The organism is Levilactobacillus fujinensis, from assembly GCF_003946335.1.
Classification (GTDB): domain Bacteria; phylum Bacillota; class Bacilli; order Lactobacillales; family Lactobacillaceae; genus Levilactobacillus; species Levilactobacillus fujinensis.
In genome coordinates, this window is the sequence record NZ_RHNX01000011.1 from 41,011 (window position 1) to 66,908 (window position 25,898).

General features: G+C 48.1%; 28 protein-coding genes and 1 other annotated feature. All 28 genes read left to right on the forward strand.

All coding sequences use genetic code 11. The annotated features are described in order from the left end of the window. The first annotated feature begins 81 nt into the window (after window positions 1-81). The 28 genes from EKM89_RS05775 to EKM89_RS05910 all read left to right on the forward strand — a co-directional run bounded on the left by EKM89_RS05775 (window position 82) and on the right by EKM89_RS05910 (window position 25,864). A complete protein-coding gene (locus EKM89_RS05775) occupies window positions 82-792 on the forward strand; it encodes a Bax inhibitor-1/YccA family protein (RefSeq protein WP_125686574.1) in 711 nt (236 codons plus the stop codon). Window positions 793-993: 201 nt separating this feature from the next. Next, window positions 994-3,654, forward strand: coding sequence for a DNA polymerase I (polA, locus tag EKM89_RS05780; RefSeq protein WP_125686576.1), 2,661 nt, complete (start codon window positions 994-996; stop codon window positions 3,652-3,654). A 20-nt stretch (window positions 3,655-3,674) separates the two neighbouring features. Continuing rightward, complete coding sequence (gene mutM / locus EKM89_RS05785) at window positions 3,675-4,535, forward strand: bifunctional DNA-formamidopyrimidine glycosylase/DNA-(apurinic or apyrimidinic site) lyase (RefSeq protein WP_125686578.1); 861 nt, start codon at window positions 3,675-3,677, stop codon at window positions 4,533-4,535. Beyond that, window positions 4,528-5,127: a dephospho-CoA kinase gene (gene coaE, locus EKM89_RS05790; RefSeq protein WP_125686580.1), complete on the forward strand. Its 600-nt coding sequence runs from the start codon at window positions 4,528-4,530 to the stop codon at window positions 5,125-5,127. Before mutM ends, coaE begins: the two co-directional genes overlap by 8 nt. Before the next feature lie 322 nt (window positions 5,128-5,449). Then, window positions 5,450-5,950 (forward strand): transcriptional regulator NrdR, encoded by a 501-nt coding sequence (nrdR, locus tag EKM89_RS05795; RefSeq protein WP_048731935.1) that lies wholly within the window; start codon window positions 5,450-5,452, stop codon window positions 5,948-5,950. 3 nt (window positions 5,951-5,953) lie between these two features. Next, complete coding sequence (locus EKM89_RS05800; protein WP_125686582.1) at window positions 5,954-7,318, forward strand: replication initiation and membrane attachment family protein; 1,365 nt, start codon at window positions 5,954-5,956, stop codon at window positions 7,316-7,318. A 3-nt stretch (window positions 7,319-7,321) separates the two neighbouring features. Beyond that, the gene (gene dnaI, locus EKM89_RS05805) at window positions 7,322-8,248 is read left to right on the forward strand and encodes a primosomal protein DnaI (RefSeq protein WP_125686584.1); all 927 of its coding nucleotides are present in this window, start codon (window positions 7,322-7,324) and stop codon (window positions 8,246-8,248) included. A 561-nt stretch (window positions 8,249-8,809) separates the two neighbouring features. Beyond that, window positions 8,810-10,753 carry a threonine--tRNA ligase gene (thrS, locus tag EKM89_RS05810; protein WP_125686586.1) on the forward strand — a complete coding sequence of 648 codons (1,944 nt, stop codon included), beginning with the start codon at window positions 8,810-8,812 and terminating at the stop codon, window positions 10,751-10,753. 260 nt (window positions 10,754-11,013) lie between these two features. Continuing rightward, entirely contained in the window at window positions 11,014-12,498 is a 1,485-nt protein-coding gene (locus EKM89_RS05815; RefSeq protein ID WP_125686588.1) for an MDR family MFS transporter, read from the forward strand. 91 nt (window positions 12,499-12,589) lie between these two features. After that, window positions 12,590-12,730: a sequence feature (ribosomal protein L20 leader region), on the forward strand. 37 nt (window positions 12,731-12,767) lie between these two features. Further along, on the forward strand, window positions 12,768-13,292 hold the full coding sequence (gene infC, locus EKM89_RS05820) for a translation initiation factor IF-3 (RefSeq protein WP_225421827.1): 525 nt from the start codon (window positions 12,768-12,770) through the stop codon (window positions 13,290-13,292). Between the two features lie 46 nt (window positions 13,293-13,338). Next, window positions 13,339-13,533, forward strand: coding sequence for a 50S ribosomal protein L35 (gene rpmI, locus EKM89_RS05825; protein ID WP_048731926.1), 195 nt, complete (start codon window positions 13,339-13,341; stop codon window positions 13,531-13,533). Window positions 13,534-13,603: 70 nt separating this feature from the next. Beyond that, a complete protein-coding gene (gene rplT, locus EKM89_RS05830) occupies window positions 13,604-13,963 on the forward strand; it encodes a 50S ribosomal protein L20 (RefSeq protein ID WP_048731924.1) in 360 nt (119 codons plus the stop codon). Between the two features lie 404 nt (window positions 13,964-14,367). Beyond that, complete coding sequence (locus EKM89_RS05835; RefSeq protein ID WP_125686590.1) at window positions 14,368-14,910, forward strand: YqeG family HAD IIIA-type phosphatase; 543 nt, start codon at window positions 14,368-14,370, stop codon at window positions 14,908-14,910. After that, entirely contained in the window at window positions 14,891-16,033 is a 1,143-nt protein-coding gene (gene yqeH / locus EKM89_RS05840; RefSeq protein ID WP_125686592.1) for a ribosome biogenesis GTPase YqeH, read from the forward strand. The genes EKM89_RS05835 and yqeH overlap by 20 nt, the downstream gene beginning before the upstream one ends. Before the next feature lie 17 nt (window positions 16,034-16,050). Beyond that, window positions 16,051-16,359, forward strand: a complete 309-nt coding sequence (locus EKM89_RS05845) for a YhbY family RNA-binding protein (RefSeq protein ID WP_125686594.1) — start codon at window positions 16,051-16,053, stop codon at window positions 16,357-16,359. Between the two features lie 15 nt (window positions 16,360-16,374). Beyond that, window positions 16,375-17,007, forward strand: a complete 633-nt coding sequence (locus tag EKM89_RS05850) for a nicotinate-nucleotide adenylyltransferase (RefSeq protein ID WP_125686597.1) — start codon at window positions 16,375-16,377, stop codon at window positions 17,005-17,007. After that, a complete protein-coding gene (yqeK, locus tag EKM89_RS05855) occupies window positions 17,000-17,605 on the forward strand; it encodes a bis(5'-nucleosyl)-tetraphosphatase (symmetrical) YqeK (protein WP_125686599.1) in 606 nt (201 codons plus the stop codon). The genes EKM89_RS05850 and yqeK overlap by 8 nt, the downstream gene beginning before the upstream one ends. A gap of 13 nt (window positions 17,606-17,618) precedes the next feature. Then, window positions 17,619-17,975 (forward strand): ribosome silencing factor, encoded by a 357-nt coding sequence (gene rsfS / locus EKM89_RS05860; RefSeq protein ID WP_125686601.1) that lies wholly within the window; start codon window positions 17,619-17,621, stop codon window positions 17,973-17,975. Next, window positions 17,972-18,718, forward strand: coding sequence for a class I SAM-dependent DNA methyltransferase (locus EKM89_RS05865; RefSeq protein WP_125686603.1), 747 nt, complete (start codon window positions 17,972-17,974; stop codon window positions 18,716-18,718). Before rsfS ends, EKM89_RS05865 begins: the two co-directional genes overlap by 4 nt. Window positions 18,719-18,720: 2 nt before the next feature. Continuing rightward, window positions 18,721-19,869 (forward strand): nucleotidyltransferase, encoded by a 1,149-nt coding sequence (locus EKM89_RS05870; protein WP_125686605.1) that lies wholly within the window; start codon window positions 18,721-18,723, stop codon window positions 19,867-19,869. Window positions 19,870-19,942: 73 nt separating this feature from the next. Next, window positions 19,943-20,494 (forward strand): DUF177 domain-containing protein, encoded by a 552-nt coding sequence (locus EKM89_RS05875; protein ID WP_125686607.1) that lies wholly within the window; start codon window positions 19,943-19,945, stop codon window positions 20,492-20,494. Between the two features lie 66 nt (window positions 20,495-20,560). After that, window positions 20,561-20,749 carry a 50S ribosomal protein L32 gene (rpmF, locus tag EKM89_RS05880; protein ID WP_048731903.1) on the forward strand — a complete coding sequence of 63 codons (189 nt, stop codon included), beginning with the start codon at window positions 20,561-20,563 and terminating at the stop codon, window positions 20,747-20,749. A 476-nt stretch (window positions 20,750-21,225) separates the two neighbouring features. Further along, a complete protein-coding gene (locus EKM89_RS05885) occupies window positions 21,226-22,035 on the forward strand; it encodes a Cof-type HAD-IIB family hydrolase (RefSeq protein ID WP_125686609.1) in 810 nt (269 codons plus the stop codon). An 83-nt stretch (window positions 22,036-22,118) separates the two neighbouring features. Continuing rightward, window positions 22,119-22,316 carry a hypothetical protein gene (locus EKM89_RS05890; RefSeq protein WP_125686611.1) on the forward strand — a complete coding sequence of 66 codons (198 nt, stop codon included), beginning with the start codon at window positions 22,119-22,121 and terminating at the stop codon, window positions 22,314-22,316. 225 nt (window positions 22,317-22,541) lie between these two features. Continuing rightward, window positions 22,542-23,009, forward strand: a complete 468-nt coding sequence (locus EKM89_RS05895; protein WP_125686613.1) for an FMN-binding protein — start codon at window positions 22,542-22,544, stop codon at window positions 23,007-23,009. 4 nt (window positions 23,010-23,013) lie between these two features. Then, on the forward strand, window positions 23,014-23,772 hold the full coding sequence (locus EKM89_RS05900) for an FAD:protein FMN transferase (protein ID WP_125686615.1): 759 nt from the start codon (window positions 23,014-23,016) through the stop codon (window positions 23,770-23,772). Next, window positions 23,766-25,046 (forward strand): FAD-binding oxidoreductase, encoded by a 1,281-nt coding sequence (locus EKM89_RS05905; protein ID WP_125686617.1) that lies wholly within the window; start codon window positions 23,766-23,768, stop codon window positions 25,044-25,046. The genes EKM89_RS05900 and EKM89_RS05905 overlap by 7 nt, the downstream gene beginning before the upstream one ends. Window positions 25,047-25,216: 170 nt before the next feature. Continuing rightward, window positions 25,217-25,864, forward strand: a complete 648-nt coding sequence (locus EKM89_RS05910; protein WP_125686619.1) for a matrixin family metalloprotease — start codon at window positions 25,217-25,219, stop codon at window positions 25,862-25,864. Window positions 25,865-25,898 lie beyond the last annotated feature (34 nt).

The following is a 25,898-nucleotide window of genomic DNA, read 5'->3' on the forward strand; positions in this document are numbered from 1 at the left end:
GAATATATTCAATAAACCCAGAAACTGGTCGCCACTCGTGGCGGCTAAGTCGGGAATTGATTTGAAAAAAGGAGCGTTTCAATGAACAACTTTGATCAGCAGCCCCGCGCAACAGTTAACACCGAGGTTGGCTTAAATGCCTTTCTAACCAAGATGTTTGGATGGATGGGCTTAGCAGTTTTAATTTCCGCCGCTACGGCCTTCGTGATGGCAACGCAATTTAGTGGTGCCGTCCAGAGTCTAAGTCGTGGTGGTTTGTTGTTACCAATCATCGTCTGGTTCATCTTACCATTCGTGATTAGTGGTCAATCGATGAAACGTCCGACTGTCGCGTTCGTTGGCTTAATGGTTTATGCGGTCGTCACCGGGATTGTTATTTCGACGTACTCGTTGTATTACTCAAATGCATCGATGACCGCTGCTTTCGTTTCCAGTGCAGCCATCTTTATTAGCATGGCTGGTTTCGGAATCTTTACCAAAAGAGATTTGACTAAGCTGGGAACTCAGGCAACCGCCGCTTTAATTGGGGTTATCGTTGCCGTGCTCGTGAACGCCTTCTTGGTGAAGAGCATCATGGTCTCCCTGATTTTCTCAGTGATTACGGTTATCATCTTTGCGGTCTTGACCGCTTGGGACACGCAACGCATGCAAAAAATGTACCTGCAGTACGGTGATCAGGTCTCTACGACCGGACTGGCCGTCAATGGGGCTTTGCAACTGTACTTGGACTTCGTTAACTTGTTCTTACAACTCTTACAAATTTTCGGTATCTTTGGTGGCGGTCGCGACTAAACGAACCGTTGTACGTCAGAAGTATTGGGCTTGAACCAATACTTCTTTTTTTATGGCTTCGGATTGTACCTTTTTTTTGGTAAAATAGGGACGGAACGTTTAGCGGTACATTCAAAGCGACCGACTAAACGATGACGACTGTATGTTACCTGAACTAAACTACTCGAGTACGAAAAAAACAAGGCTCGAAAGGAGCGCCACATGGCAGAGAAACGATTATTATTAATTGATGGGAACAGTGTCACCTTTAAGGCCTTCTTCGCGTTATATACGGCTTTAGGCAAGTTCACTAACAGCGAAGGCTTACACACGAACGCTATCTATGGTTTTAACACGATGTTGGAGACCATGCTGGATACGGTGAAGCCAACGCACGCCTTAGTTGCGTTTGACGCCGGGAAGACGACTTTCCGAACGAAAATGTACGACGATTACAAGGGTGGTCGGGCAAAGACGGCACCGGAATTGTCCGAACAATTTCCATATGTGAAAGAACTCTTAACTGCTCGGGGAATTCAGACTTATGAGCTGCCCGATTATGAGGCTGACGATATTATTGGGACACTGGCAAAACAGGCTGAAGACGCTGGGTTTACCACGACCATTGTGACCGGAGATCGTGATTTAACGCAGTTGACTGATGACCACACCACGGTTTCCATTTCCAAGAAAGGTGTTAGTGATATCGAACACTATACACCGGCTTACGTGAAGGAAAAGATGGGGGTTACTCCCGCTCAAATCATTGATATCAAGGGCCTTCAAGGCGATAATTCTGATAATTATCCTGGTGTGACGGGGGTCGGACCTAAGCGTGCCGTTGCTCTGATTGGAAAGTATGGTAGTATTGAAAATCTGTACGATCATATTGACGAGATTACGGCTAAAAAGCTTAAAGAACACTTGGTGGCGGACCACGAGCAAGCGCTTTTGTCGAAAAAATTAGCCACGATTTTACGGAATGCACCGGTTGAAAAGAAGGTTGCGGACTTAACCTATCAGGGTGATGATCAAGAAAAGCTGGTCGAGTTCTATCAACGCATGAACTTCAACCAATTTCTGAGTAAAATGAGTGTGGCTGGCGAAGTGCCGACTGCAACGCCAGGTTTGAAGGACGTTCAGTTCACGGTACTTAAGGCGGACAATTTGAGCGACTTACCTGCATTTACGGATGGCTGCGAATTCTATCTGGAAATGTTGGATGAAAATTACCATACGGCCCATCTCGATGGCTTTGTCGTTGGTGATAAAGACCAGTGGTGGGTCAGCCGTGACGTTCAGCTCCTGCAGCAAGCACCGTTGAAGGCGTTACTTGAATCGGCCGAGGTTAAAAAGCAGGTTTTCGATGCGAAACGAACTTACGTTGGCTTAAAGCGGTTAGACATTACGCTGGCCGGCATCGACTGTGACCTTTTACTCTGCTCTTATTTGCTGAACACTTATGACAACAGTAACGACCTTGGTCGCGTTGCCATGGAGCACGGTTATCACCAGGTGGCGACCGATGAAGATGTCTACGGGAAGGGTGCCAAGGCGGCGATTCCAGCCGACGATGTTGATTTCTTCTCCCACCTCGCCAGAAAGGCACGGGCAATTGAAAGCTTGCGGCCACACCTATTTAAGGGATTAGAGGAAAATGAACAGACAAAACTCTATCGAGATATCGAGTTGCCAATGGCCTTTGTTTTAGCGCGAATGGAAGTTGCTGGAATTACGGTTCAAGCTAGCGAATTGGAAGCCATGGGTAGTAAATTTACCGAACAATTGGCTGAAATTGAACAGACGATTTATAACGAAGCCGGTGAAGAATTCAACATTGGCTCGCCGAAGCAGTTAGGTCACATCCTTTTTGAGAAAATGGGCCTACCTGCAATTAAGAAGACAAAGACTGGCTATTCGACGGCAGTCGGTGTGCTGGAAAAATTAGCGGCGGAAGCGCCAATTGCGGAAAATATTCTGAAATATCGGAAGATTGCGAAGATTCAGTCGACTTACGTGGAGGGTCTACTGAAGGTCATTCATCCCGATGATCACAAGGTACACACCCGTTATCTGCAAACGTTGACGCAGACCGGACGGTTGTCCTCGGTTGATCCGAACCTGCAAAATATTCCCGTACGTAACGAAGAGGGCCGGGCAATTCGAAAGGCATTTGTTCCCCGCCATCCAGGTTGGCAGATTTTTTCGTCTGACTATTCCCAAATTGAGTTGCGGGTCTTAGCCCACATGAGTCATGATGCTAACATGCAGGAAGCCTTTCGCGAAGGCGAAGATATTCATGCGGCAACGGCACGACGAATTTTTAGAATGGGACCAGACGAAGAGGTGACACCAAATATTCGGCGCCAGGCCAAGGCCGTTAACTTTGGAATCGTATACGGCATCAGTGACTTTGGTTTGTCACAAAACATCGGTATTAGTCGGAAGCAGGCCAAAAACTTTATTGATACTTACTTTGAAGAATATCCTGGTGTTAAGGCCTACACAGAGCGCATGGTTCAGCAGGCACATGAATTAGGTTACGTCGAAACGATTGCGCACCGCCGGCGGTATTTGCCAGACATCAACTCGCGGAACTTCAATCAGCGCTCCTTTGCCGAACGAACGGCAATGAATACGCCTATTCAAGGAAGTGCGGCCGATATCATTAAGATTGCAATGATTCGGATGGAAGATGCTATTAAGGATATGCAGGCCACCATGTTGCTTCAGGTTCACGATGAGTTGATCTTTGAAGCCCCAGCGGAAGAAATTGAAACGCTGGCTAAATTAGTGCCAAGTGTGATGGATTCTGCCATTGACTTAGAGATTCCGTTGAAGGTAGAAAGTCACTACGGACCTACCTGGTACGACGCTAAGTAGGGTAAAAGGAGAGACGGTTTATGCCAGAATTACCAGAAGTTGAAACGGTTCGGCGCGGATTGAATCGGTTGGTGGCCGGAGCCACCGTTGAATATGTCGAGGTTTTTTATCCCAAGATGGTCACCCCAGACCGCGACGAGTTCACGGCTGAATTAATTGGGCGGCAGATTGAACGGATTGACCGACGGGGGAAATACCTGCTATTTCGGTTCAGTGGTGACCTCACGATGGTGTCTCACCTGCGAATGGAAGGCAAGTATGATGTTCAACCCGAGGGCAGTCCGATCACCAAGCACACCCACGTGGTCTTTCATTTGAAAGATGACCGGGAGCTCCGGTATACGGATACCCGTAAGTTTGGTCGCATGCGACTAGTGCCAACGGGACAAGAAGCCGAGATGATGCCATCACTGGCTAAAATGGGGCCAGAGCCGACCGAGAAAACACTGACGTTAGCTTATATGCAAACGATTTTTGGGAAATCTCATAAAGTGGTCAAACCCTTTTTACTTGATCAGTCACGAATTGCTGGCTTAGGAAATATCTATGCCGATGAAGTGCTGTGGTTGTCAAAGATCAATCCATTGACGCCGGCCAATGAGTTGACCAAAGCCCAATTGGAGACGTTACGACGGAACATCATTGCGGAAATGGCGCTAGCAATTCAGGGCCATGGGACTACCGTTCATTCATTCTCTACGGCGTTTGGCGAGGCCGGGCAGTTCCAGAACCATCTGCACGTCTATGGTCGCGAGGGCGAACCATGCGAGCGCTGTGGGACCGAGATTGAGAAAATCAAGGTTGCCCAACGCGGGACGCATTTCTGTCCACAGTGTCAGCCGTTGCCCAAGGCAGCTTTGGAGGCGTTCGATCGTGACTGAGGTATGGGGATTGACTGGTGGCATTGCGACCGGGAAATCGACCGTTAGTGCCTGGCTAAAAGCGGCGGGGTTACCCGTGATCGATGCCGACGTGATTGCCCGTGAAGTGGTGGCACCGGGAACGCCGGGTTTGCAGCAGATTGCCGCGGCCTTTGGCAGATTGTATCTGACGGCAGGTGAGTTGGATCGCAAGAAACTCGGCCAATTGGTTTTCCATGATCCAACGCAGTTAAAACGGCTTGAGGCCATTACGACGCCACTGATTCAAACCGAGATTCAACGGCAATTAGCGAATTACCGACAGGAGAAGGTACCCGTTGTCATCATCGACGCACCAACCTTCTTTGAATCTGGCTATCTCGAAGCATTTACGGATCACGTCATGGTAGTGGCAACGGATGTGGCCACGCAAAAATGCCGCCTGATGGCGCGAAATCAGCTTTCGGCGGATGATGCCCAGGCCCGAATGGATCGGCAATGGCCAATTGAAAAGAAGGTCGCCCACGCAACCGTTGTCATTGATAACGGGGGAACGATTGCCGAAACGCGTCAACAAGTGGTAAAATGGCTTGACATGAAGAACCTAAAATAAAATTAGAATTGGTGGTATTGTGTGTCATTCACTTTACTGGTCGGTAGATATGAACTGGAGCGGTGCGAGCACACCTTGAAGCCTCGAGAGTGCCGAGCCTGTAAGGATGGCTTTTGCTAAACCATCAAGAATACCGACCGAGTAGAACGACGCAGTTAAGCTCATATTTGCCGAGTCTTGGTTTACACAGAATGTAAGGTGTGCAATGTATCTGTAGCTTTGAACTGTTGGTTATAGAGTTAGTGCGACCAGCCTATACAATTTTAAAAATGTATTTGATGATGAGAGAAAAACGGAAATAAATTTAGCGAGGTGACCAAATATGCAGTGTCCACACTGTCATCATAACGGATCACGGGTCGTCGATAGTCGGCCTACCGACGATGGTCGGGTAATCCGTCGGCGCCGTGAGTGTGAGAGCTGCGGCTTTCGATTCACGACATTTGAGCGGGTCGAAGTGACTCCTCTACTGGTAATCAAGAAAAATGGAACGCGGGAAGAGTTTAATCGTGAAAAAATTCTAAAGGGGATTATTCGCTCGGCCGAAAAGCGACCGGTGGGGATGGATGTCATGACCGATATTGTCGATAGTGTTGAGAACAAGATTCGCGCATTAGGCGTCAATGAGATTTCCAGTCAGTTGATTGGGGAGTATGTGATGGATAAGCTGGTTGACGTCGATGAGATTGCCTACATTCGGTTTGCCAGTGTTTATCGACAATTCAAGGATACTGGTGTGTTCTTTAACGAACTTAAGGATATGCTTGATAAAGACAAAGAAAAGGCTAAAAAAGAATCGAATGGGCAAAGCGAGGCGAAGTAGGGTATGGAAGATTCCTGGCACCAATTGAAGCCTAAGACCGGCTTTACGGTTCGGGTAAATGGTCGTATCAGTGATCTGAGTTGGCAAACGTTGACCCAACTCTACCAGCCCATTATGGGACCGAGTGCCGTAGGGCTCTTCTCGGCCCTTTTTTGGCTACCAAGTCCGGGAACCTATCAACGGCATACCACGCTGTTGGCGGTCCTTGGTCTGGATCTGGAGCACTTTTATGATGCGCGTATTCGCCTAGAAGCCACGGGGCTATTGACAACTAAGGTAACCACTCAGGATGAGCTGACGGGTTTTGTTTATGAATTACACGCACCCTTAGCCCCGGCCGCCTTCTTTAAGGATGACCTGCTCAGCGTTCAACTGCTGGGAGTCGTGGGCGAGGAAATGTACCAGCAGCTGGTTACGACAAATGTGCCCCGGCTGGCAACAATGCCTAACGAAAAAGACATTACGAAGAACTTTCTGGAAGTTTTTCATGTGGACGGGCAGGAGCTAAATGAGCTTCCAGCAGCCATCACGACAGGTCGGCAACGTTTAACGGAGGCAACACCGACTCCTGTCTTGTCCACTGATACTGAACCGGGTTTCGATTTTAAATTGCTGGGAGAAATTCTCGAGCATTCATTTATCGACACACGAGCAGTTCAAGCGAACCGGCAACTGTTACTGACCGAACATGTGACCTATGGTTTAGATGAGGTCACGATGGCGCGTTATGTGGGTGAGGCTACGGACCTGGCGACAAATAAGTTTGATACGGAAACGTTTAAGCGAATCGTTGCACAGCATTTCGGGCAACCACGACGGACGACAGTACCGATAACGGATAAGTCGAAGCCAGTCGAATCAACGATTGGGACGACCACGTCTGCGGAACAAGCCTTGATCAAGGTGGCCACGACGACGGCACCGGCAGTCTTTCTACAGGCCATTAAGCAGAAAAATGGTGGCTTTGTGACGGATGGGGAGCAGCGTATCGTCCGTGATTTAGTTAGCCGCCAGCTTTTCTCGGAGGCGGTCTTGAATCTTATGATCTATCACGTTTTGGTCGATGAAGATAAGCCAACGTTAAATAAAAATCTGTTAGATACGATTGCTAACGACTGGAGCAAGGCCAAGGTCGATACTCCCCAGTTAGCTATTCAAAAGATTCGTGAGCGGCAGCGGGCTGCAAGTCAACCGCGCAAGTCGCGGAATCGCCAGCCAACGGTAAAGGAAACCTTGCCAGATTGGGCCAAAAAACCGGCGGCCGCGGCAACAACGTCGACTGCCAAGCTATCGACCGAGCAGCAGCAGCGCCTACAAGAGCGAATTGCAAAACTTAAAGAGAACCGCGAATCAGGGAAGGAGGACTAACCCATGGAAGATCTCAGTAAAACGATGCAGCAACTCATGAATCAACGCCACTTAAACGACAACTACCGCCAATTGATGGATAAAGTCTACGCAGATCCACAGGTCATCCAGTTTTATCATGAGCATCAAGCAGAGCTGGCAGCAGACGTGATGACCCGATCGGCAGCAAAACTTTATGAATTTGTGAGCGAAAGGGAAAAATTAGCAAAGGGGGGCGTGACCTTTGCAACGGGGTACGAACCACAGTTACTTGTGTCGAATCACCTTATTGATGTTGCTTACGTGCCCACAGTTGAAACACAAGAAAAGCAGGCTCAACAAGCACTACGCCAACGGGTCAAGTCGATTGCGATGCCAAAGAATATTCGGGATGCCAGTCTGACTGAATTTGACCAGGATGCTGATCGTGCGGAGGCCTTGATGGCAGTGTTGGACTTTAAAGATGCCTATGAAGCGAGTCCGAAACGTCGCCACCAAGCCTTATATTTGGCTGGTAGCTTTGGCGTGGGGAAAACTTATTTACTGGCAGCCTTAGCGAATGAATTGGCTACAGACGGATTTTCCAGCACGCTAGTTCACTTTCCAAGTTTTGCAGTCGAGATGAAGAATTCGATTGCCAAAAACGGTGTGGCTGATAAACTCGATGCTTTGAAGAATGCACCGGTCTTAATGATTGACGATATCGGGGCAGATGCAATGTCCGCATGGGTTCGTGACGATATTCTCGGTGTCATTTTGGAGTACCGGATGCAAGAGGAATTACCTACGTTTTTTAGTTCTAATTTCTCTATGCAGCAATTAGAGACGGAACATTTACGAATTTCAACGCGTGGGGATGATGAGCCACTGAAGGCCCAACGCCTGATGCAGCGAATTCGTTTCCTAGCCCGTGAAATTACGATGGTTGGTGTCAATCGACGGCCACAATAGGGTTAGTTTTTGCCTCTCTGGAGACTAGAACGGGGTGAACAATAGACCTGAGTCCAAATCTGTTAGAATCTTGGTTGACAGCGGAAACAACTTGAGAGATGTGTGATTTCGCGTTTTTCAGACGAACTAGAAACGGATTTTTTGGCTGACGGCTCTCCTGCAGCAAGTGGAATCCCTGGCAGCCATAGTGCGATCATTGGCTATCGATCTTGAACAAATTCCCTGTCAGTGCTTGACAACTTTCACTGGCAAGTGTTTAATAGTCAATGAAACCAAGAAGAGCTATGACGAAAGACATGGTGTTGGCGGGATCGTTCACAGGAAGAGTTGGCCTAGCTTGGAAGCCGACTCAGCGACCGCAAACATTACCGCTTTCCTCAGCTGTCGAAAGGAAATTTTCGGCCGGTCCGTTCCGTTATCGACGACTAGAGTTCACGGGAGTAGTCTCGTGAAAAATATCGGGTGGAACCACGTTATTGACGTCCCCAGTGCCTATTTAATAGGTGCTGGGGACTTTTTGCGTCGACGACCATCCAAAAATCAATGAGGGAGATCATAATTATGGCAGATATTTCAATCAAATTCCCTGATGGTAAAGCGAAAGCATTTCCAGAAGGGTCAACGCCCGCTGACGTTGCCAAGTCTATTTCCATCAGTTTAGCAAAGAAGGCCGTTGCCGCTAAGTTAGATGGCAAAGTGGTCGATTACTTGACGCCACTGGCCGGTGATGGTGCTATTGAAATCATCACGAAGGACAGCGACGAAGGGTTGAGCGTTTTGCGGAACACGACTGCCGCATTACTGCGGATCGCCTTGAAGAAGGAATTCCCAGCCATTCGTTTGGGTGAAGTTAGTGCTGACGAAGACGGGTTCTTCGTGGATACCGACAAGGATGATCAACAAGTTAGCGTTGACGAATTAGACGCCTTAGCTGTGATCGTTGAAAAATTAATTAGTGACAAACTGCCTATCGAACGGGTCTCCTTGAACAAGGACGACGCTTTAGCCGCTGCTAAAGACGATCCTTACACGACTGAATTGATCAATGCCGTTGTTGGCGACGCCGTTTCTTTCCTGAAAATCGGTGACTACCAAATTCTCAGTGATGGTGCCCAATTAGTCAACACGGGTGACGTCAAGAAGTTCAAGTTGCTCTCCGTTGCCGGTGCTTACTGGCAAGGCAAGTCCTCAAACCCAATGCTCCAACGGATTTATGGGACGGCCTTCTACAAGCAAGCTGACTTGGATGCCGACTTAGTTAAGCGTCAAGAAGCCCATGACCGTGACCACCGTGTCATTGGGAATCAACTCGACTTATTCTTTGTTGATCCTAAGGTTGGTGCCGGGTTACCTTACTGGATGCCAAACGGTGCCACGATTCGGCGAACCATCGAACGTTATATCATCGACAAGGAAGTTGCTAACGGTTACCAACATGTTTACACGCCAGTCCTTGCTAACTTGGATCTGTATAAGCAATCCGGTCACTGGGCCCACTACCGTGAAGATATGTTTCCACCAATGGATATGGGTGATGGCGAACAACTCGAATTGCGGCCAATGAACTGCCCAAGCCACATTCAAATTTATAACCACCACATCCGTTCTTACCGTGAATTGCCATTACGGATCGCTGAATTAGGGATGATGCACCGTTACGAAAAGTCCGGTGCCCTGAGTGGTCTGCAACGAGTTCGTGAAATGACCTTGAACGATGGTCACACGTTCGTTGCACCAGAACAAATCCAAGATGAATTCAAGAGTATCCTGGACTTGATGGTTAAGGTTTACAATGACTTTGATATCAAGGATTACACGTTCCGTCTGAGCTACCGTGACCCTAAGAACACGGAAAAGTACTTCGATGATGACGAAATGTGGAACAACGCACAAAAGATGTTGAAGGGTGCCATGGATGACCTTGGCTTACCTTACGTTGAAGCCGAAGGGGAAGCTGCCTTCTACGGTCCTAAGTTAGACGTGCAAACGAAGACGGCTCTTGGAAACGAAGAAACGCTTTCAACGATTCAATTGGACTTCATGCTGCCAGAACGCTTCGACTTACACTATGTCGGTGCCGATGGTGAAGAACACCGTCCAGTTATGATTCACCGTGGCTTGGTTTCAACGATGGAACGGTTCACCGCTTATCTGACTGAAATCTACAAGGGGGCTTTCCCAACTTGGTTAGCGCCTAAGCAAGTAACCATCATTCCTGTTTCCGAAGAAAAGCATGGTGCTTACGCCGATAAATTGGCTGCCGAATTAAAGGCTGCTGATGTCCGGGTCAACGTCGACAAGCGTGGTGAAAAGATGGGTTACCTGATTCGTGATGCCCAAACGCATAAGATTCCATACACGTTGGTTGTTGGTGAAGACGAAATGGCTAACGGGACGGTCTCTGTACGGAAGTATGGGGAAGACAATAGTGAGTCCATGAGTAGTGATGCCTTCGTCAAGGAAATCTTAGGCGATATTGCTTCTTATAGCCGCGAAGAAAAGTAAAACTAACTTTAAGATCAAGAATGTAGCTGGTTCTTGACACATATATCATAAAGGGAAACGGGGACGCTAAATTGGCGGCCTCGTTTTCTTTAGCTAGAGAGTCATGAGGAGAAGTGGTAACGTAGTTCATAGAGTTGTTTAGAGGACCCGTGGACGAATGGCGTCGAATGATTACGGTGGTGACAGCCGTGCGGACGAAGTGGAGACGTTTTGGGAAGCGACCGAAGAGCGTATCTATATCTAAGAAGGAAGATGTTAGGATGTCACAGCCAAGAACCAACGTGCTTGCCGTGACGATTGCTATTTACGTGGCAACATTTGTGAGCGCGATTGAAGGGACCATCGTATCGACCGCCCTACCCACAATTGTCGGAAATCTACATGGTGTTGCGTTGATGAACTGGGTCTTTTCAATTTACTTACTGGCCACCGCGATGGTGACGCCAATCTATGGCAAACTCGCCGATGTGATCGGCCGTAAACCAATCATGCAGTTTGGACTAGCCGTGTTCATTGTGGGGTCGGCGATGAGCGGACTGGCTACGAGCATGCCAGTCTTAATTTTTTGGCGGGCGATTCAAGGAATTGGAGCAGGTGCCTTACTTCCAGTCTCAATGACGATTATTGCTGATATTTATTCGATTGAAAAACGGGCAAAAATCTTAGGAATTACGAACTCCGCGTGGGGAATTGCGGCAGTGCTAGCACCTTTACTGGGTGGTGTCATCATCGACAAACTCAGCTGGCACTGGATTTTCTTCATTAACGTGCCAATTGGATTAATCACCATGTTATTATTTCAATTATACTTACACGAACCTAAGCGGCAGCGAACGGAGAGTATCGATTATTTGGGGAGCTTCTGGTTGATGTTATGCTTGCTTAGCCTGATGTTGAGTTTTCAAGTGCTTAGCAGTCACCCCATCATCTGGGCGGGATTCATCGGTGGGTTGGTAATCAGCACTGTCAGTCTGATATTATTCGTTCGGCGAGAAAAACGGGCGGTCGACCCGATTATCTCGCTAGAACTCTTTAAGAATCGGCCATTCATCGTGCAAAATACGATTGCGGCGTTGATCAATGGCTACTTAATGGCACTGACGGTTTACGTGCCGACCTGGGGCCAAGGCCTTCATGGTGTTTCCGCTTCGGAGGCTGGTTTAGCGTTAACACCGAACTCATTGATGTGGGTCGTGGGGGCCTTTGCAACGAGTTGCTTTTTGGCGCGTTGGACGCCCCGACGGATCTTATACTTTAGCCTGTCTTTTATCTTAGTAGCGGGTTTAGCGTTAGCTTTATTACCGATGCAGGCGTCGTTTGGCTGGTTCTTCATCATTACGGCAGTCAACGGCTTTGGCTTTGGGATTGCTATGACAACAACCACGCTGACTTCTCAGCGCTTGGTCTCGGCTGAAAATGTCGGGGTGGCGACCTCATTCAACACGTTAGGTCGGACGATTGGCCAAACTCTGATGGTTTCTATTTTTGGAATTATCCTAAACACGGGGATGCAGCAGGGAATCACGCGTTCTGCGGGGACAAGTATGGCGATGATGAATCGCCTGATCAACCCACAGACGGCGAGTGATTTGCCGGAGAATTTATTGCCAACCCTGCGGCATATCCTGTATAATGGCTTGCATTGGGTTTATGTGATTGGGTTTGTCATCGTTGTGTTGACATTTGTCATTAACCGGCTGGATCATAGCAATCAGGTTTTGGGTAGTGGGGCGCCTGATGACTAATCGAGGCAACTGTCAGAACGGCCGATTTTCTGAAAAACTAAGAAACACCCGTTGACATGAAACGGGCTAGCTGGTATGATGGTTAAGTTGAGAAATTAAGCAGAGGCTTCCGCTTCTCGCCTTATGACGTAGGTTATTGGGCTGGATATGCACGTTATCTAATCATTTAGATTGGATTTTGGTGCGGGAGCCGTTTGATTTTCATCAAAGGTTCCCGCATTTTTTTGTGAGTGAGATTTCTGCAGTTCTCGAGATTATTTTGGAGGTGGATTACCATAGCAAACGACACGATTGTCAACGAGGGGATTCGCGCACGCGAAGTTCGATTGATTGCCGGCGACGGTGAACAATTGGGTATTAAGTCTAAGCAAGAAGCTTTGCAGATTGCTGAAGACGCTAACCTCGATTTAGTTTTGGTTGCACCGAAAGCTAAGCCACCAGTAGCCCGAATCATGGACTACGGGAAATACCGCTTTGAGTTGCAAAAGAAGCAACGCGAAGCTCGTAAAAAGCAAAAAGTGATCAGTGTCAAAGAAGTACGGCTCAGCCCTACGATTGATACCAACGACTTTAACACCAAGCTGAAGAACGCTAAGAAGTTCTTGGGTAAGGGTGAAAAGGTTCGGGTCTCAATTCGGTTTAAGGGTCGGGCAATTACGCATAAGGACATTGGTCGTGAGGTGCTCAACCGGATGGCTCAGGAAACTTCTGACGTCGCTACAGTTGAACAACGGCCAAAGATGGATGGTCGCAGCATGTTTCTCATGTTGTCACCCATCGCTGAGAATAAGTAATTGATTGGGTAGCCTAGCTACCGATTTAAGGAGGATATTTCGTATTATGCCAAAGATGAAGACTAACCGCGCCGCAGCTAAGCGTTTTAAAGTAACTGCCAAGGGCGGTATCAAGAGTGCCAACGCATACACGTCTCACCGTTTCCACGGTAAGACCAAGAAGCAACGCCGGAACCTTCGTGGTACCCGGATGATGAACGAAACGACCATCAAGACTTACCGCGCACTTTTACAAAAGTAAGCCGGTCACTAATTTTTCGGGTCGACGAAATGTCGACATAATGTTTGAATTGATTTAGGAGGAAAAGATTATGCCACGAGTTAAAGGCGGTACTGTTACACGCGCACGTCGCAAAAAGGTTTTAAAGTTAGCTAAGGGTTACCGTGGTTCTAAGCACCGTTTATTTAAGGTAGCTAAGGACCAAGTCATGAAGGGCCGTCAATACGCCTTCCGTGACCGCAAAGCTACGAAGCGTAACTTCCGTAAGCTTTGGATTGCCCGGATCAACGCAGCAGCTCGGATGAATGGTCTGAGCTACAGCAAGTTGATGCACGGTTTGAAGTTAGCCAACATTGACGTTAACCGGAAGATGTTAGCCGACTTAGCAGTTAACGATGCTAGTGCTTTCACTGCTTTGGCTGACCAAGCTAAAGAAGCATTGGCTGCTTAATTCAGTTAATGATAAAGGGACTTCGCGTATGCGGGGTCTTTTTTATTAGCCATCACTGGCAACACTAGCCATGAAGCTGGCGGCATAGTGTTGTCTTTGCTTTACTGGTCGGTAGATATGGGCTGAAAAGGGTGCGGGTGCAATTTGAAGCTTCGAAAACCGGGAGTCTTCAAGTCTGTCGTTCAACTAAGCCAGTAGGCAGTTCACAGCTCACCGACTGACTGAGTAGAACGACACGCCTGAGTCCATATCTAGCAACTATGGTGCAATAAATTTTAACCGATCCGAATCGTAAACTTAAGGAATCTCAGCCGTTGATGGTGGTAAAATTGATTTGGATTGCGTATAATAAAAAGCTAGACATGCCATTATTGGCAAATGGACGAAGGGGGGCAGTCACCCGCATGGTTTCTCAATTTAAACCCACGTGGATGGTTACGAACATATACGATTTGACACCTAAGCAACTGCGTGAAAACGGGGTCCGAGCAGTCTTGACAGATCTGGACAATACGTTGATTGCTTGGAATAATCCGGACGGAACACCCGAGTTACGGCATTGGTTAACGTTGCTCGAATTGGCCGGCATTCGGGTCATCGTTGTGTCGAATAACAGCCGTGCGCGGGTAGATCGCGCGGTCGCACCGTTTAACCTCCCGTATATTCATCGGGCGTTAAAACCGTTATCGTGGGGATTGAGACGCGCTTTGCGGCGGTGGCACCTTCGTCGCGATGAAGTCATCATGGTCGGCGATCAATTACTGACGGATGTGTGGTCTGCCCATCACACGGGCATTCGTAGCGTATTGGTCAAACCCATTTTAAAATCTGATGCGTGGATTACCAAAGGCAATCGCGTGTTGGAAAAAGTTGTGATGTGGCGGTTGCGCCACGATTATCCAGAATTAACTTGGCAGGAGGATCTTAATGAACGAAAAGCACACTGAACCCGTTTTAGTTGACGGTGAGCCACTCCACTGTATTGGCTGTGGCGCGGAGATTCAAACGACGGACAAGACGGCACCCGGATACACGCCGCAGTCGGCATTAGATAAAGGCATGGAGAACCAAGAAGTGTATTGCCAACGGTGCTTCAGGTTACGGCATTACAACGAGATTGTTCCCGTGGGACTGACTGACGATGATTTCCTACACCTATTGACGCAGATTCAAGATGCAAATGCGTTGATTGTGTACGTCGTGGACATCTTTGATTTCAACGGAAGTGTGATTCCAGGACTTCACCGGTTTGTGGGGAATAATCCCATTTTACTAGTGGGGAACAAGGAAGACCTCTTACCGCGTTCTTTGAAACGCAGCAAGTTACAAGACTGGTTACGGCAACGGGCCAACGAACAAGGATTGCGGCCAATCGATGTGACGCTGTTGAGTGCCAAAACCAACCAGTCCGTTGATCAGTTATTACAAATGATCAACAAGTACCGGGGTGATCGTGATGTCTACGTGGTCGGGGTAACTAACGTTGGTAAGTCCACGTTGATCAACCAGATCATTCGTCAAAACACTGGGGTCAAGGACCTAATCACGACGTCACGGTTCCCGGGAACCACGTTGGATAAGATTGAGTTACCCCTAGACGATGATCACGTCTTGGTTGATACACCTGGGATTATTCAAAACGAGCAAATGGCCCATTTCCTAGATGGAAAAGATTTGAAACTTGTGACGCCCCAAAAGCAGATCAAGCCCAAAGTTTACCAACTAGAGAGTCAACAAACGCTTTTCTTAGGTGGAATTGCACGCTTTGACTACACAAATGGTCGCAAAAATGGGTTTACGGCATACTTTGAAAATAACTTGTACATTCACCGAACAAAGCTGGAAAATGCCGATGATTTTTATGCGCGGCAATTAGGCCAGTTACTGACACCGCCACATGCTGACGATAAGGACGATTTTCCACCGTTAGTGGCACATGAATTCAAGACCACCGAGAAGAGCGACTTGGTTTTTGAAGGATTGGGCTGGATCAGTTTGCCTGCCGGGGTCAATGTGACCGGTTGGGCCCCCACCGGTGTTGGTGTTTTACTACGACGAGCAATGATTTAATAATGGAGGAATAAAACTTGTTACGAGGCAAACAAAAACGATATTTACGCGCACATGCACACACCATGCACCCACTTTTTTCCGTGGGTAAGAATGGGTTAACGCAAGCTTGGTTGGATCAATTGACCGGGGCGTTAGAGAATCGCGAATTAATTAAAATCAATCTCCAACAGAGTGCAGAAGTTTCCGTTGACGAAACGAAAGCATTTATCGAAGACAACACCAATATTCAAGTTGTCCAAACGATTGGTCGGGTACTTGTCTTGTACCGGGTCGCAACGGATGAAGAAAATCAAAAGATTTCAGCAGTCGTTGAAAATATGTAGGGAGGTTTGACTGTCGTGGTCAAGATTTTAGAACGAACGAGTACGCAGGTCGCTACAGAGATGGCGGCTACGGCGAAGAAACGTCGCATCGGTATTCTGGGTGGAACATTTAATCCGCCCCATTTAGGACATCTGGTGATTGCGGACCAAGTGGCAACTCAGCTTGGTTTAGATCGCGTTTTATTTATGCCTGACGCTGAGCCACCGCACGTTGACCGGAAATTAACAATTCCGGCTAAGGATCGCGTGGCGATGGTTAAGGCGGCCATTGCGGACAATCCGCGGTTTGATTTAGAGTTAACGGAAGTTGCGCGTGGCGGTCGCAGTTATTCTTACGACACCATGTTACAATTGACGCAGGCTCACCCAGAGAACCAATATTACTTTATTATCGGTGGGGACATGGTGGCTTATTTGCCGAAATGGTACCGCATTGATGAGTTAGTCAAATTGGTCCAGTTTGTGGGTGTCTGCCGTCAAGGTTTTACGCGTGAATCGCCGTATCCCGTGCTGTGGGTCGATGTGCCCCAAATCGGGATCAGCTCGACGATGGTCAGAGATCAGGTTCGGCGCGGCCAGTCCGTGCGTTATCTGGTGCCGACCATGGTCGACCTCTATATAAAGGAGCATCTGTTATATCGTGACTGAACGAACGTATACAGAAAATATTTTTGCTGGGACACGGCAGGACTTACTTGACCGAATCGAGCAGCATTTGCGGCCTAAGCGTTTTGCCCATGTCCAACGGGTGGAACGGACGGCTGTGAAGTTGGCACGGGCCAACGACGTGGACGAGGAGAAGGCCAGCATTGCGGGGCTGACTCATGACTATGCCAAACAACGACCGGACGAGGATTTTATTGCGGCCATTAAACAGTATCATCTGGATCCGGAGCTGTTAAATTATGGCAATGCGATTTGGCATGGGGTGGTCGGTGCTGAGCTGGTCAAACATGAGTTGGGTATTTATGATGAAGATATTCTGAATGCAATCCGACATCATACGACTGGCGCGGTTTATATGTCGCCCCTCGAACAAATTGTGTACATGGCTGATTACATTGAGCCCGGTCGTGATTTTCCCGATGTGGATGAGGCCCGTAAAATCACCGCGCAAGACCTGGGCGCTGGCGTGGCGTTTCAAACGAAACATACGTTAGCCTACCTAATTGAAAACAACCAAAAAATTTATCCCAAAACTATTGATACCTACAATGCGTGGGTACCGCGTTATCTCAACGTTTGAGAGGAGTACTTGCATGGAAAGCAAAGAAATTTTAAAAATCGCAGTAAAAGCCGCTGAAGACAAGCGTGCAGAGGAAATGACCGCTTTAGATATGACTAAGGTGAGTTTGATGGCAGATTACTTCCTGATTATGGAGGCTAATTCTAACCGTCAAGTTCAAGCTATTGCGGACGAAATTACTGACCAAATGAATGCCAATGATGTTGCTATTCGCGACGTTGAAGGTAAAAACGAAGCCACTTGGATCTTAATTGATTTAGGCGACGTGGTCGTTCACGTCTTCCAAAAGGAGCAAAGAAGTCACTACAACTTAGAAAAGTTGTGGTCTGATGCCCCAGAAGTTGATCTGGGCCAATGGGTTGAAGCATGATCTATCAATCCTTCGCTGAGCTTTACGACGAATTATTCGATCCAGCCATGTACGATCAGTGGCTGGATTTTGTCGCCGCTAGGGTTGCCCCAACCAGCGGATCACTCCTTGACCTTGCATGTGGGAGTGGACGCCTGGGTGTCCTGTTAGCCAAGGCTGGCTACGACGTGAGTGGTTTGGATCTGTCAGAAGATATGCTCGCATTAGCCGCGAAGCATGCTGAAGAAGACCACGTGATCATGCCATTAATTGCCGGTAACATGTTGGATCTGAGTGGGTTAGAGAGCACGTTCCAAACGGTGACCTGCTTTGCCGACTCATTCTGCTATTTGACTGACCTCGATGAAGTGACACAGGCCTTTACGCAGGTTCGTGATCATTTGAACGTCGGTGGCAAGTTTCTATTCGACGTGATTACGCCGCACCAGACGGATGACGTTTATCCCGGGTACATGTACAATTACGTTGATGATACGCGGGCCTTCGTTTGGACTAGTTATGGAATCGAAGACGAAGAACACGCGGCCGAACACGACCTGGCTTTCTTCACGTTGAATAAAGAAACCGGGGAGTACCGCAAAGTAACGGAATTACACCATGAACGCACGTATCCATTAGTTGACTATCAGGCTGCCTTAAAGGAAGCGGGGTTGACGGTGAACCGAGTCAGTGCTGACTTTGGGAATAGCGACGTGGCGACCGATACGACTCGTTGGTTCTTCGAGGTCACACGGGAGGCCTAGGCATGACGTTACAGGCAGTGGGAATCATTGCAGAGTATAACCCATTTCACAATGGCCACCGCTATCAGATTGAGCAGGCCCGCGCACAAACGGGAGCGGATGTGGTTGTGGCGGCCATGAGTGGGAACTGGGTCCAGCGCGGCGAACCAGCATTAATGGATAAGTGGCAACGGACGCAAGCGGCTTTGGCCGGTGGCGTTGATTTAGTCGTGGAACTGCCCGGTGCGGCAGCCTTGCAGCCAGCACATTTATTTGCAAGCGGTGGTGTAAGCCTCTTAGCGGCGCTCCAATGCCATTGGTTGGCATTCGGAACCGAACACCCGGAGATGGATTACGAGCGGCTGATGGCCCATTTACCGACTGATTCGGCAACGTTTAAACGCTTTGATCAAACGTATGCTTCACTTTTTCAGGGATATCTGCGTGAACAAACGGGGATTACGCTGAATGCGGCCAATGATATTTTAGGATTCTTCTATGCGCTCGCGAATCGTCGTCAGGGCAATCCATTGACTTTGGTCCCGTTGCCGAGAAAAGGGAGTCAGCACAATGATTCTCTGATTGCGTCGGCAACGGTCTTTGCAAGTGCCACTGCAGTACGTTCTGCGGCCCTAAGTGGGGAGTGGTCGGCAGTTGTGCCGGTCGTTCCCACAACGACCTTAGACCTGCTACAGGCGGCGCAATTGACGAGCTGGAAAGATTTTTGGCCGTTACTGCGCTATCAGTTGGTTAGCGGTGATGTGGCTGATTTGCGTCAAGTGTATCAAATCACCGAGGGTGTCGAGTACCGGTTGAAGAAGGCTGCGGTGACTAGTGAGAGTTTTACGGCGTTTATGCACGCTGTCAAGACGAAACGTTACACCTACACACGGTTACAACGACAATCGGCCTATCTGCTATTACAGGCTAAGCCGGCTGAAATGCAGCCGCAACCGCAGTACTTACGGGTATTGGGTTATTCAACGGCTGGTCAAGCATACCTACATCAGATCAAAAAGCAGGTGAGCCTTCCACTGATTAGTCGTGCAGACCGGGATTGGCAAAAGGGTCCCGGCGAATTTGATGATCGGTTGGGCGCGCTACGAACCTTAATTACGGGAGAAAAACAAGATTATGGTCGAATCCCGGTGAAAAAAACGATTTCAGAGTGACTATCAAGGAAATTACCTTGACATCACATTTTTTGACAGGTATAATTTATCACGTTGCATTGGAGGGATTGCGATGAAATGGTCGTTGACCGAGCTCCGCAAGAATTACCGGAATGATCCGCTAACGTTTGATGAGACGCTGAATTTAAAAGCGGATTTGATGGAACGTTATGGCGATGATGTTTTAGATTTGAGCGCCGTTCACGCTAAGGGAATTGTTTCCGTCGTGGCCGGTGACGTTGTCGTTGATGCCCAGGTAACCGCGGACTTAACGGTCCCGTCTAGCCGCTCGCTTGAGCCGGTAGACTTACCCGTAGATTTCAAAATGACGGAATTTTATGTTTCCGACCCTGCCGCAACGCAACGGTATGAAAAGACCGACGTTGTGATGGTGGTGAAGGATGACCAGATCGATATTGAAAAGGCCATCGGGGATAACATTATTTTACAGATTCCGATGCACATTCTTTCAAAAGCTGAACAGCAGGGTGCTGAGATGCCAACTGGTGACGACTGGGAAGTCGTTGCTGAGGCTGACCTTGCTAAGGTTGAGAAGGAAAATCAATCAGTTGATCCACGTCTTGCAAAGCTAAAAGATTTCTTCCCTGATCAGGATGATCAATAATCTTCTTTGTAAGCCTTAAAAATTTTTTCACTAGTGGATATAATTTATTTGAAGGAGGTGTTTTCTTTGGCTGTACCTAAGCGGAAAACGTCTAAGACGAAAAAGGCTATGCGTCGTGGTCACATTAAGTTAACGATGCCTAATTTAACTGCTTGCCCTAACTGTGGTGAATTACGTAAGTCACACATGGTTTGCCCAAGTTGTGGTTTCTACGATGGCCGTCAGGTCGTTGCGGTTAAGAACGCAAACAACTAATTCAATTTAGTTTAAAAGCTCCCATGAAGTCCGCGGCTTCTGGGGGCTTTTTTGTGGCAATGTAAACAAATATGGTAAGGTGACTGCGCAACGGTTGCCGGCTGGTAAGGCGATGATTGGACAAGACTGGCTTTTATCCTACGTTTCAGCAATGTAAATTCGGAAATACCAAGGGAGTCTGAGGTTTTATTCTAGGCCCTTAATTTCTAGGTTCAGTATCGTTGTGACAACAATCGTAAGTCATATTTTTATTCGTCCTTCACCCGTAATAATACAGCGCAAAATGGACTCTAAACTCGAATGGTAACAAGCGTGGTGCCTATTCACCGTGGGGGCTAGTGCCAGTTGAAGCCCCCCGAGGTTGCTAATTTGTATGTTCGTATGAAGAGCCTGCATTAATTTTAACTTTTAGTTTGGGGACTATCTAAATTTTCGCGTATAATGTAGCCTACGAAGAGAAACTGAGGAGTGAGATCGTGGCAATCAAATTAATCGCAACCGACCTGAACGGGACGTTGCTACACGGGGATCAGAGTTATAATCAGGAATTACTGCAGGTAACGTTGCGTCACTTGGCAGCAAAGGGCATCACCTTGGTTCTGTCGTCGGGAAATCAGTATGCACATTTGCAACAGCTGTTTGCACCAGTCATGGCGGATAACTTAGCGGTCGTTGCAGAGAATGGTGCCTCAATCTACTTAAAGGGTCAACAGGTCTTTGATGGTAGTTTGACGCCAGAGCAGGTCCAGCATTTTGTGACGGTCGACTGGCAACGGGACTACCTGCGGGCGTCCTATCTGATTCTGGTTGGCCAGCAAGGGTCCTATACGCAGACTGGTGCGCCACAAGCCTTAATTGACGCTGCCGAGAAGTTCTATGATCATTTACAGCAGGTTGACGATCTCAGTATGGTGACGGATCGGATTAAGAAAATTAGTGTCTCGACAACGTCAAAACAGTCACGTCAATTGGTCACGCAGATAAACGCTGATTTTGATGGCGAGTTACGCGCACATGACAGCGGTTATGGCGTGGCGGACGTGGTTGCGGGTAATGTGGGCAAGTTACAGGCTGTGCAGTGGTTAGCACAGCGATTTAATGTCAATTCTGATGAGATTATGGCATTCGGTGATGGTGCGAATGATGTCCCCTTACTCCAATTTGTCGGAGAGGGTTGGGCAATGTGTAATGCTAAACCCGAGATTCAAGCCGCGGCAACGCACACGACGGCGATCGATAATGACCATGATGGCGTTTTGAAGACAATTACTGAGCGAATTTTGTAAGGCTAACGCCCGAACAGGGTACTTATATCGTCATTCCCCATATGAGATGGGTATACTGCTCGATAGTGAGGGCGGTGATAGGTGTGAAACGCGTGTTATTAGTTGCTGTGGCGACGATAGCAATCTTTGGTGATGGCTGGGGACTCATTGACTTGGGCGATCAGACTAAGTCGGCGGCGGTCTCCGATTCACGGCTAGTCGTGCGGCCGGATCAACAACGACTGGCGCAGATAACACATTTTAAGGCTAGCGAGACAGGCCAACGCCAACTATTTAAATGAAATTTTGACTTGGGACTGTGACGATTGTGTCGCGGTCTTATTTTTTGTATGTTTGTTTGTAGATTGTTAAAACGTAGATTTCAGCCCATACGAATTGTCTCACGGTTAGCCAGCGTGGTAGTATCTTGGGTAAGATTCTTAACTATCTTAGCCAGTTTGTAAACGGTTCTTCACATTAACTTCATGATTTCTTTCTATACTTCAAGTCAAAATGAGGTGAGTGAAATGAAAAGATTAATTCAAAGCTGTTTAGCTCTAATTATCACGGTCGCCATCATTATCGATGGGTACCTCCTCTTCTTCAAAAATCGTAATGCCACTGCCCAGTCCACGACACAGACGTCGACAAGTGCTGCAAGTTTCTCGCAGAAAGCTTCCTCGGCTAGTCAGAGTAGCTCTGCTCGTCAGAAGTATCAAAATGGAACGTATACGGGGAAAGCCACAGCTACCCAGTGGGGCGATGTGCAGGTCCAAACCGTCATCAAAAATGGCAAGATTACGAGCGTTAAAGTCCTTGAGTATCCGAATGATAATGGTCACGACAAGGAGATTAATGCACAGGCACTGCCGACTTATAAGGCAGAAACTTTGAAAAAGCAGAGTGCCAAAATTCAGTTAGTGTCCGGTGCCAGCGAGACCTATAAGGGGTTCACCGGATCCCTACAGAACGCTTTAGACCAAGCGGAGGGTTAAGCTCATGGCAGAGACCAAACTAATTACAAAACAAATTATTGCAATGGAGATGCCTTTCTCAGTAAAATTTGTCGTTGCAGGTGATCAGAATTTCCATGCCACACTGACCGTGCAAAAAGTGACGCGATATCTCCAACACATTGACCAGGACTTTTCACCGTTTAAAGCGACCTCGCTGGTGTGTCAGTTTCAGCGTGGGGAGTTGGCCGCTGCGGATTGTACGGCGGAGTTTCAGGAGGTCTATGGTCTGGTAATGCGTGCGCAAGAAGCGACGGCTGGGGGATTTGACCCCTTCTTTCGCGGTCAATTTGATCCGACGGGTATTGTGAAGGGGTGGGCGATTCAAAATGCCTTTACCCGCTATTTACAGCCACTTTTAACCAATGAGACGTTGGTGGCAGCTGCTATCAATGGCGCTGGAGACATCCAGACGGGTGTTTCGGCCATGACGACTTTTCGCTGGCAAGTTGGTGTTGAGGATCCCAGTGACCGGCAACAACTCCTAACTGGATTTCAGCTGGGAAATGGGGCCATGGCAACCTCTGGAACCAGTCGGCATGGTGAGCACATTGTTCGGCAGGATGTTCAGCGAACCTTGCAACAGGCGACCATCATCGCCCGTGACTTGATCACCGCCGATATCTGGGCGACTGCAGCAATGTCTATGGGACCGATAGCGTTCAACCGGTTAACGGCAGGACGGTTACAAAGTATTCTTGTTGATCAGTCGAATCAAATCGTGGGGGAGGAACAGCCATGTTAAAACGTGTCCCGTACGTCCAAGGTATCGTGTGGTTAATGGTCCTATTCGTGGTGCCCTTACCGCTGATTCAGGCGTTGGCACTGGGGTTACCAGCGACCTATGCCAGTGAATCCTTGGCGATTCAGTGGGGGTCAATTGCTTACGTCTGGTTTTTAGCCGCTATTTACTTAAGTACGCGGCCAAAATGGTTGGATCGGTTGATTGGTTTGCCTAGTGTTTACTTTATTCATGGGATACTCAGCATATTTGCCATCAGTTTGGCTTACCTGCATAAGACGGGTACCCAGTCGTTTGGTCTGATCAAGCAGACTGGCGATTGGTCTTTTGACCTCTTCATGGGTCTTGCAATCTATTCACTTGTGTTTATGGCAGGCTGGTTGACGAACCGTAGTCGGCTGTTACGGCAGGTTAAGCGCCAGCTAGAACGGATTTTTCACCATGAGTTCTCCGTGTGGCTTCACCGTTTAAATTTGGTGGCAGTCCTATTGGTCTTCATTCACGTCCAATTAATCAGTTACATCACAGCTATCACAGCGTACATTTGGTTATTTAATGGTTATACAGCAGTAGTTATGGGCCTGTATTTGTGGCAAAAGTATCGGCAGATTTGGCGACTTCCTCGTGCACGATTAGTAGCAACGCGCCGACTAACGACTAACTTTGTTGAACTGACCTTCCAGTTACGGCACCCCCAACAATTAAAGGTGGCGGCTGGGGACTACGTTTTTTTAAAGTTCCCTGAAATTGCTGGGCTTCGGGAGCTGCATCCATTTTCCGTTGTCAATGCTGTCGATGATTCTGGAATCGTCGTGCTAGCAATTCGTGGGGATGGCGACTTCACGCGGCAGGTTCAAACGGTGTCGGTAGGAAGTCAAGCACGACTGATGGGCGGTTATGGCCGCTTCATGACGGTGCTGCAAGAACACCCCCACGACCGGTTGGTTTTGATTGGTGGCGGCAGTGGAATCGTGCCATTATTAGCGATTATTGCAGCCAAACCAGCAGTTAACGTTGACTTATACTACACGGCACACACAGTGGGACAACTGATTTATGCACAGGAACTACGGCGGCGAGCCAGTACGCAGTCACAGCTCAGCCTACACGTGCAAGCTAGCCGATTTGATGTTACACAAACGGTGGCGGGACTCAACTCGACTGCGACCATTTATCTGATTTCTGGACCAGCAGTCATGGGGCGAACGTGGCAACGCGCACTTACCCAGCATGGAGTTGCGGCTAAAGATATGTATTACGAGGAATTTAATTGGTAGTGTCGATTATAAATATAGTTATATTAAGCTGTGAAGGGCATTAGAGAACTCATTAGCCGGTACCAAAAGATTAAAAAACGTTAGCGATTGCTTCTAAATTTGAGTTTGAATGGTAATTTTCTTAAGTATCCACTAAACTGGCAATAGACTGGATAGAGGAGAAAACCACCATGCGAAAACGTTGGGGAGTGTTGTTGGTCGTGCTGGGGTGTTTGGTGTGGGTCGGCATTTGGGGTAACGGGATTCAGACGTTAAAGACGTCGTCGGCTAGTGTGGCGAAGGCGGCGGGAATGCATTTACCGCTGGTAGGGCGACGAGAGAGTGCACATGCCACGCCAATCGAATCAATCGTGCAGCCACGTTCGTTGCAACGGACGTACTATTATCATTTCGCCAAGGGCGTCGATCCGGACTTCAAACCGCTCTTCGACAAGGCCATTTCGGTCTATAATGAGACGGGCATCGTGAACCTAGTGGCGGGGAAACCGACGACCTTTCAAAATGGACTGACCTTCTTCATTTACGAGAAGGAAATGCCACGGGCTAACTTTTTGGAGTTAGGCGAGGGGGGGCCGGAAATCAAACATGGTTTGAGCTATCGCACCCCGTCTCTAAACTTAGCACGAGCGGGTTTAAACGTGACTTACCCGGCTGGTCAAGAAACATCGGTCGCAATTCATAAGATTGGCCATGCTCTGGGCTTAGACCATAGCAAGGATCATACTTCGGTCATGTATCCAATCGACCAGGGGCATATGAAATTGTCACCAGGTGATATTAAGGCGTTGAAATTAATTTACACGGGACAGATGAAATAGCTCGGGCCAATGAGATAAGTGGGGGAATCACCTG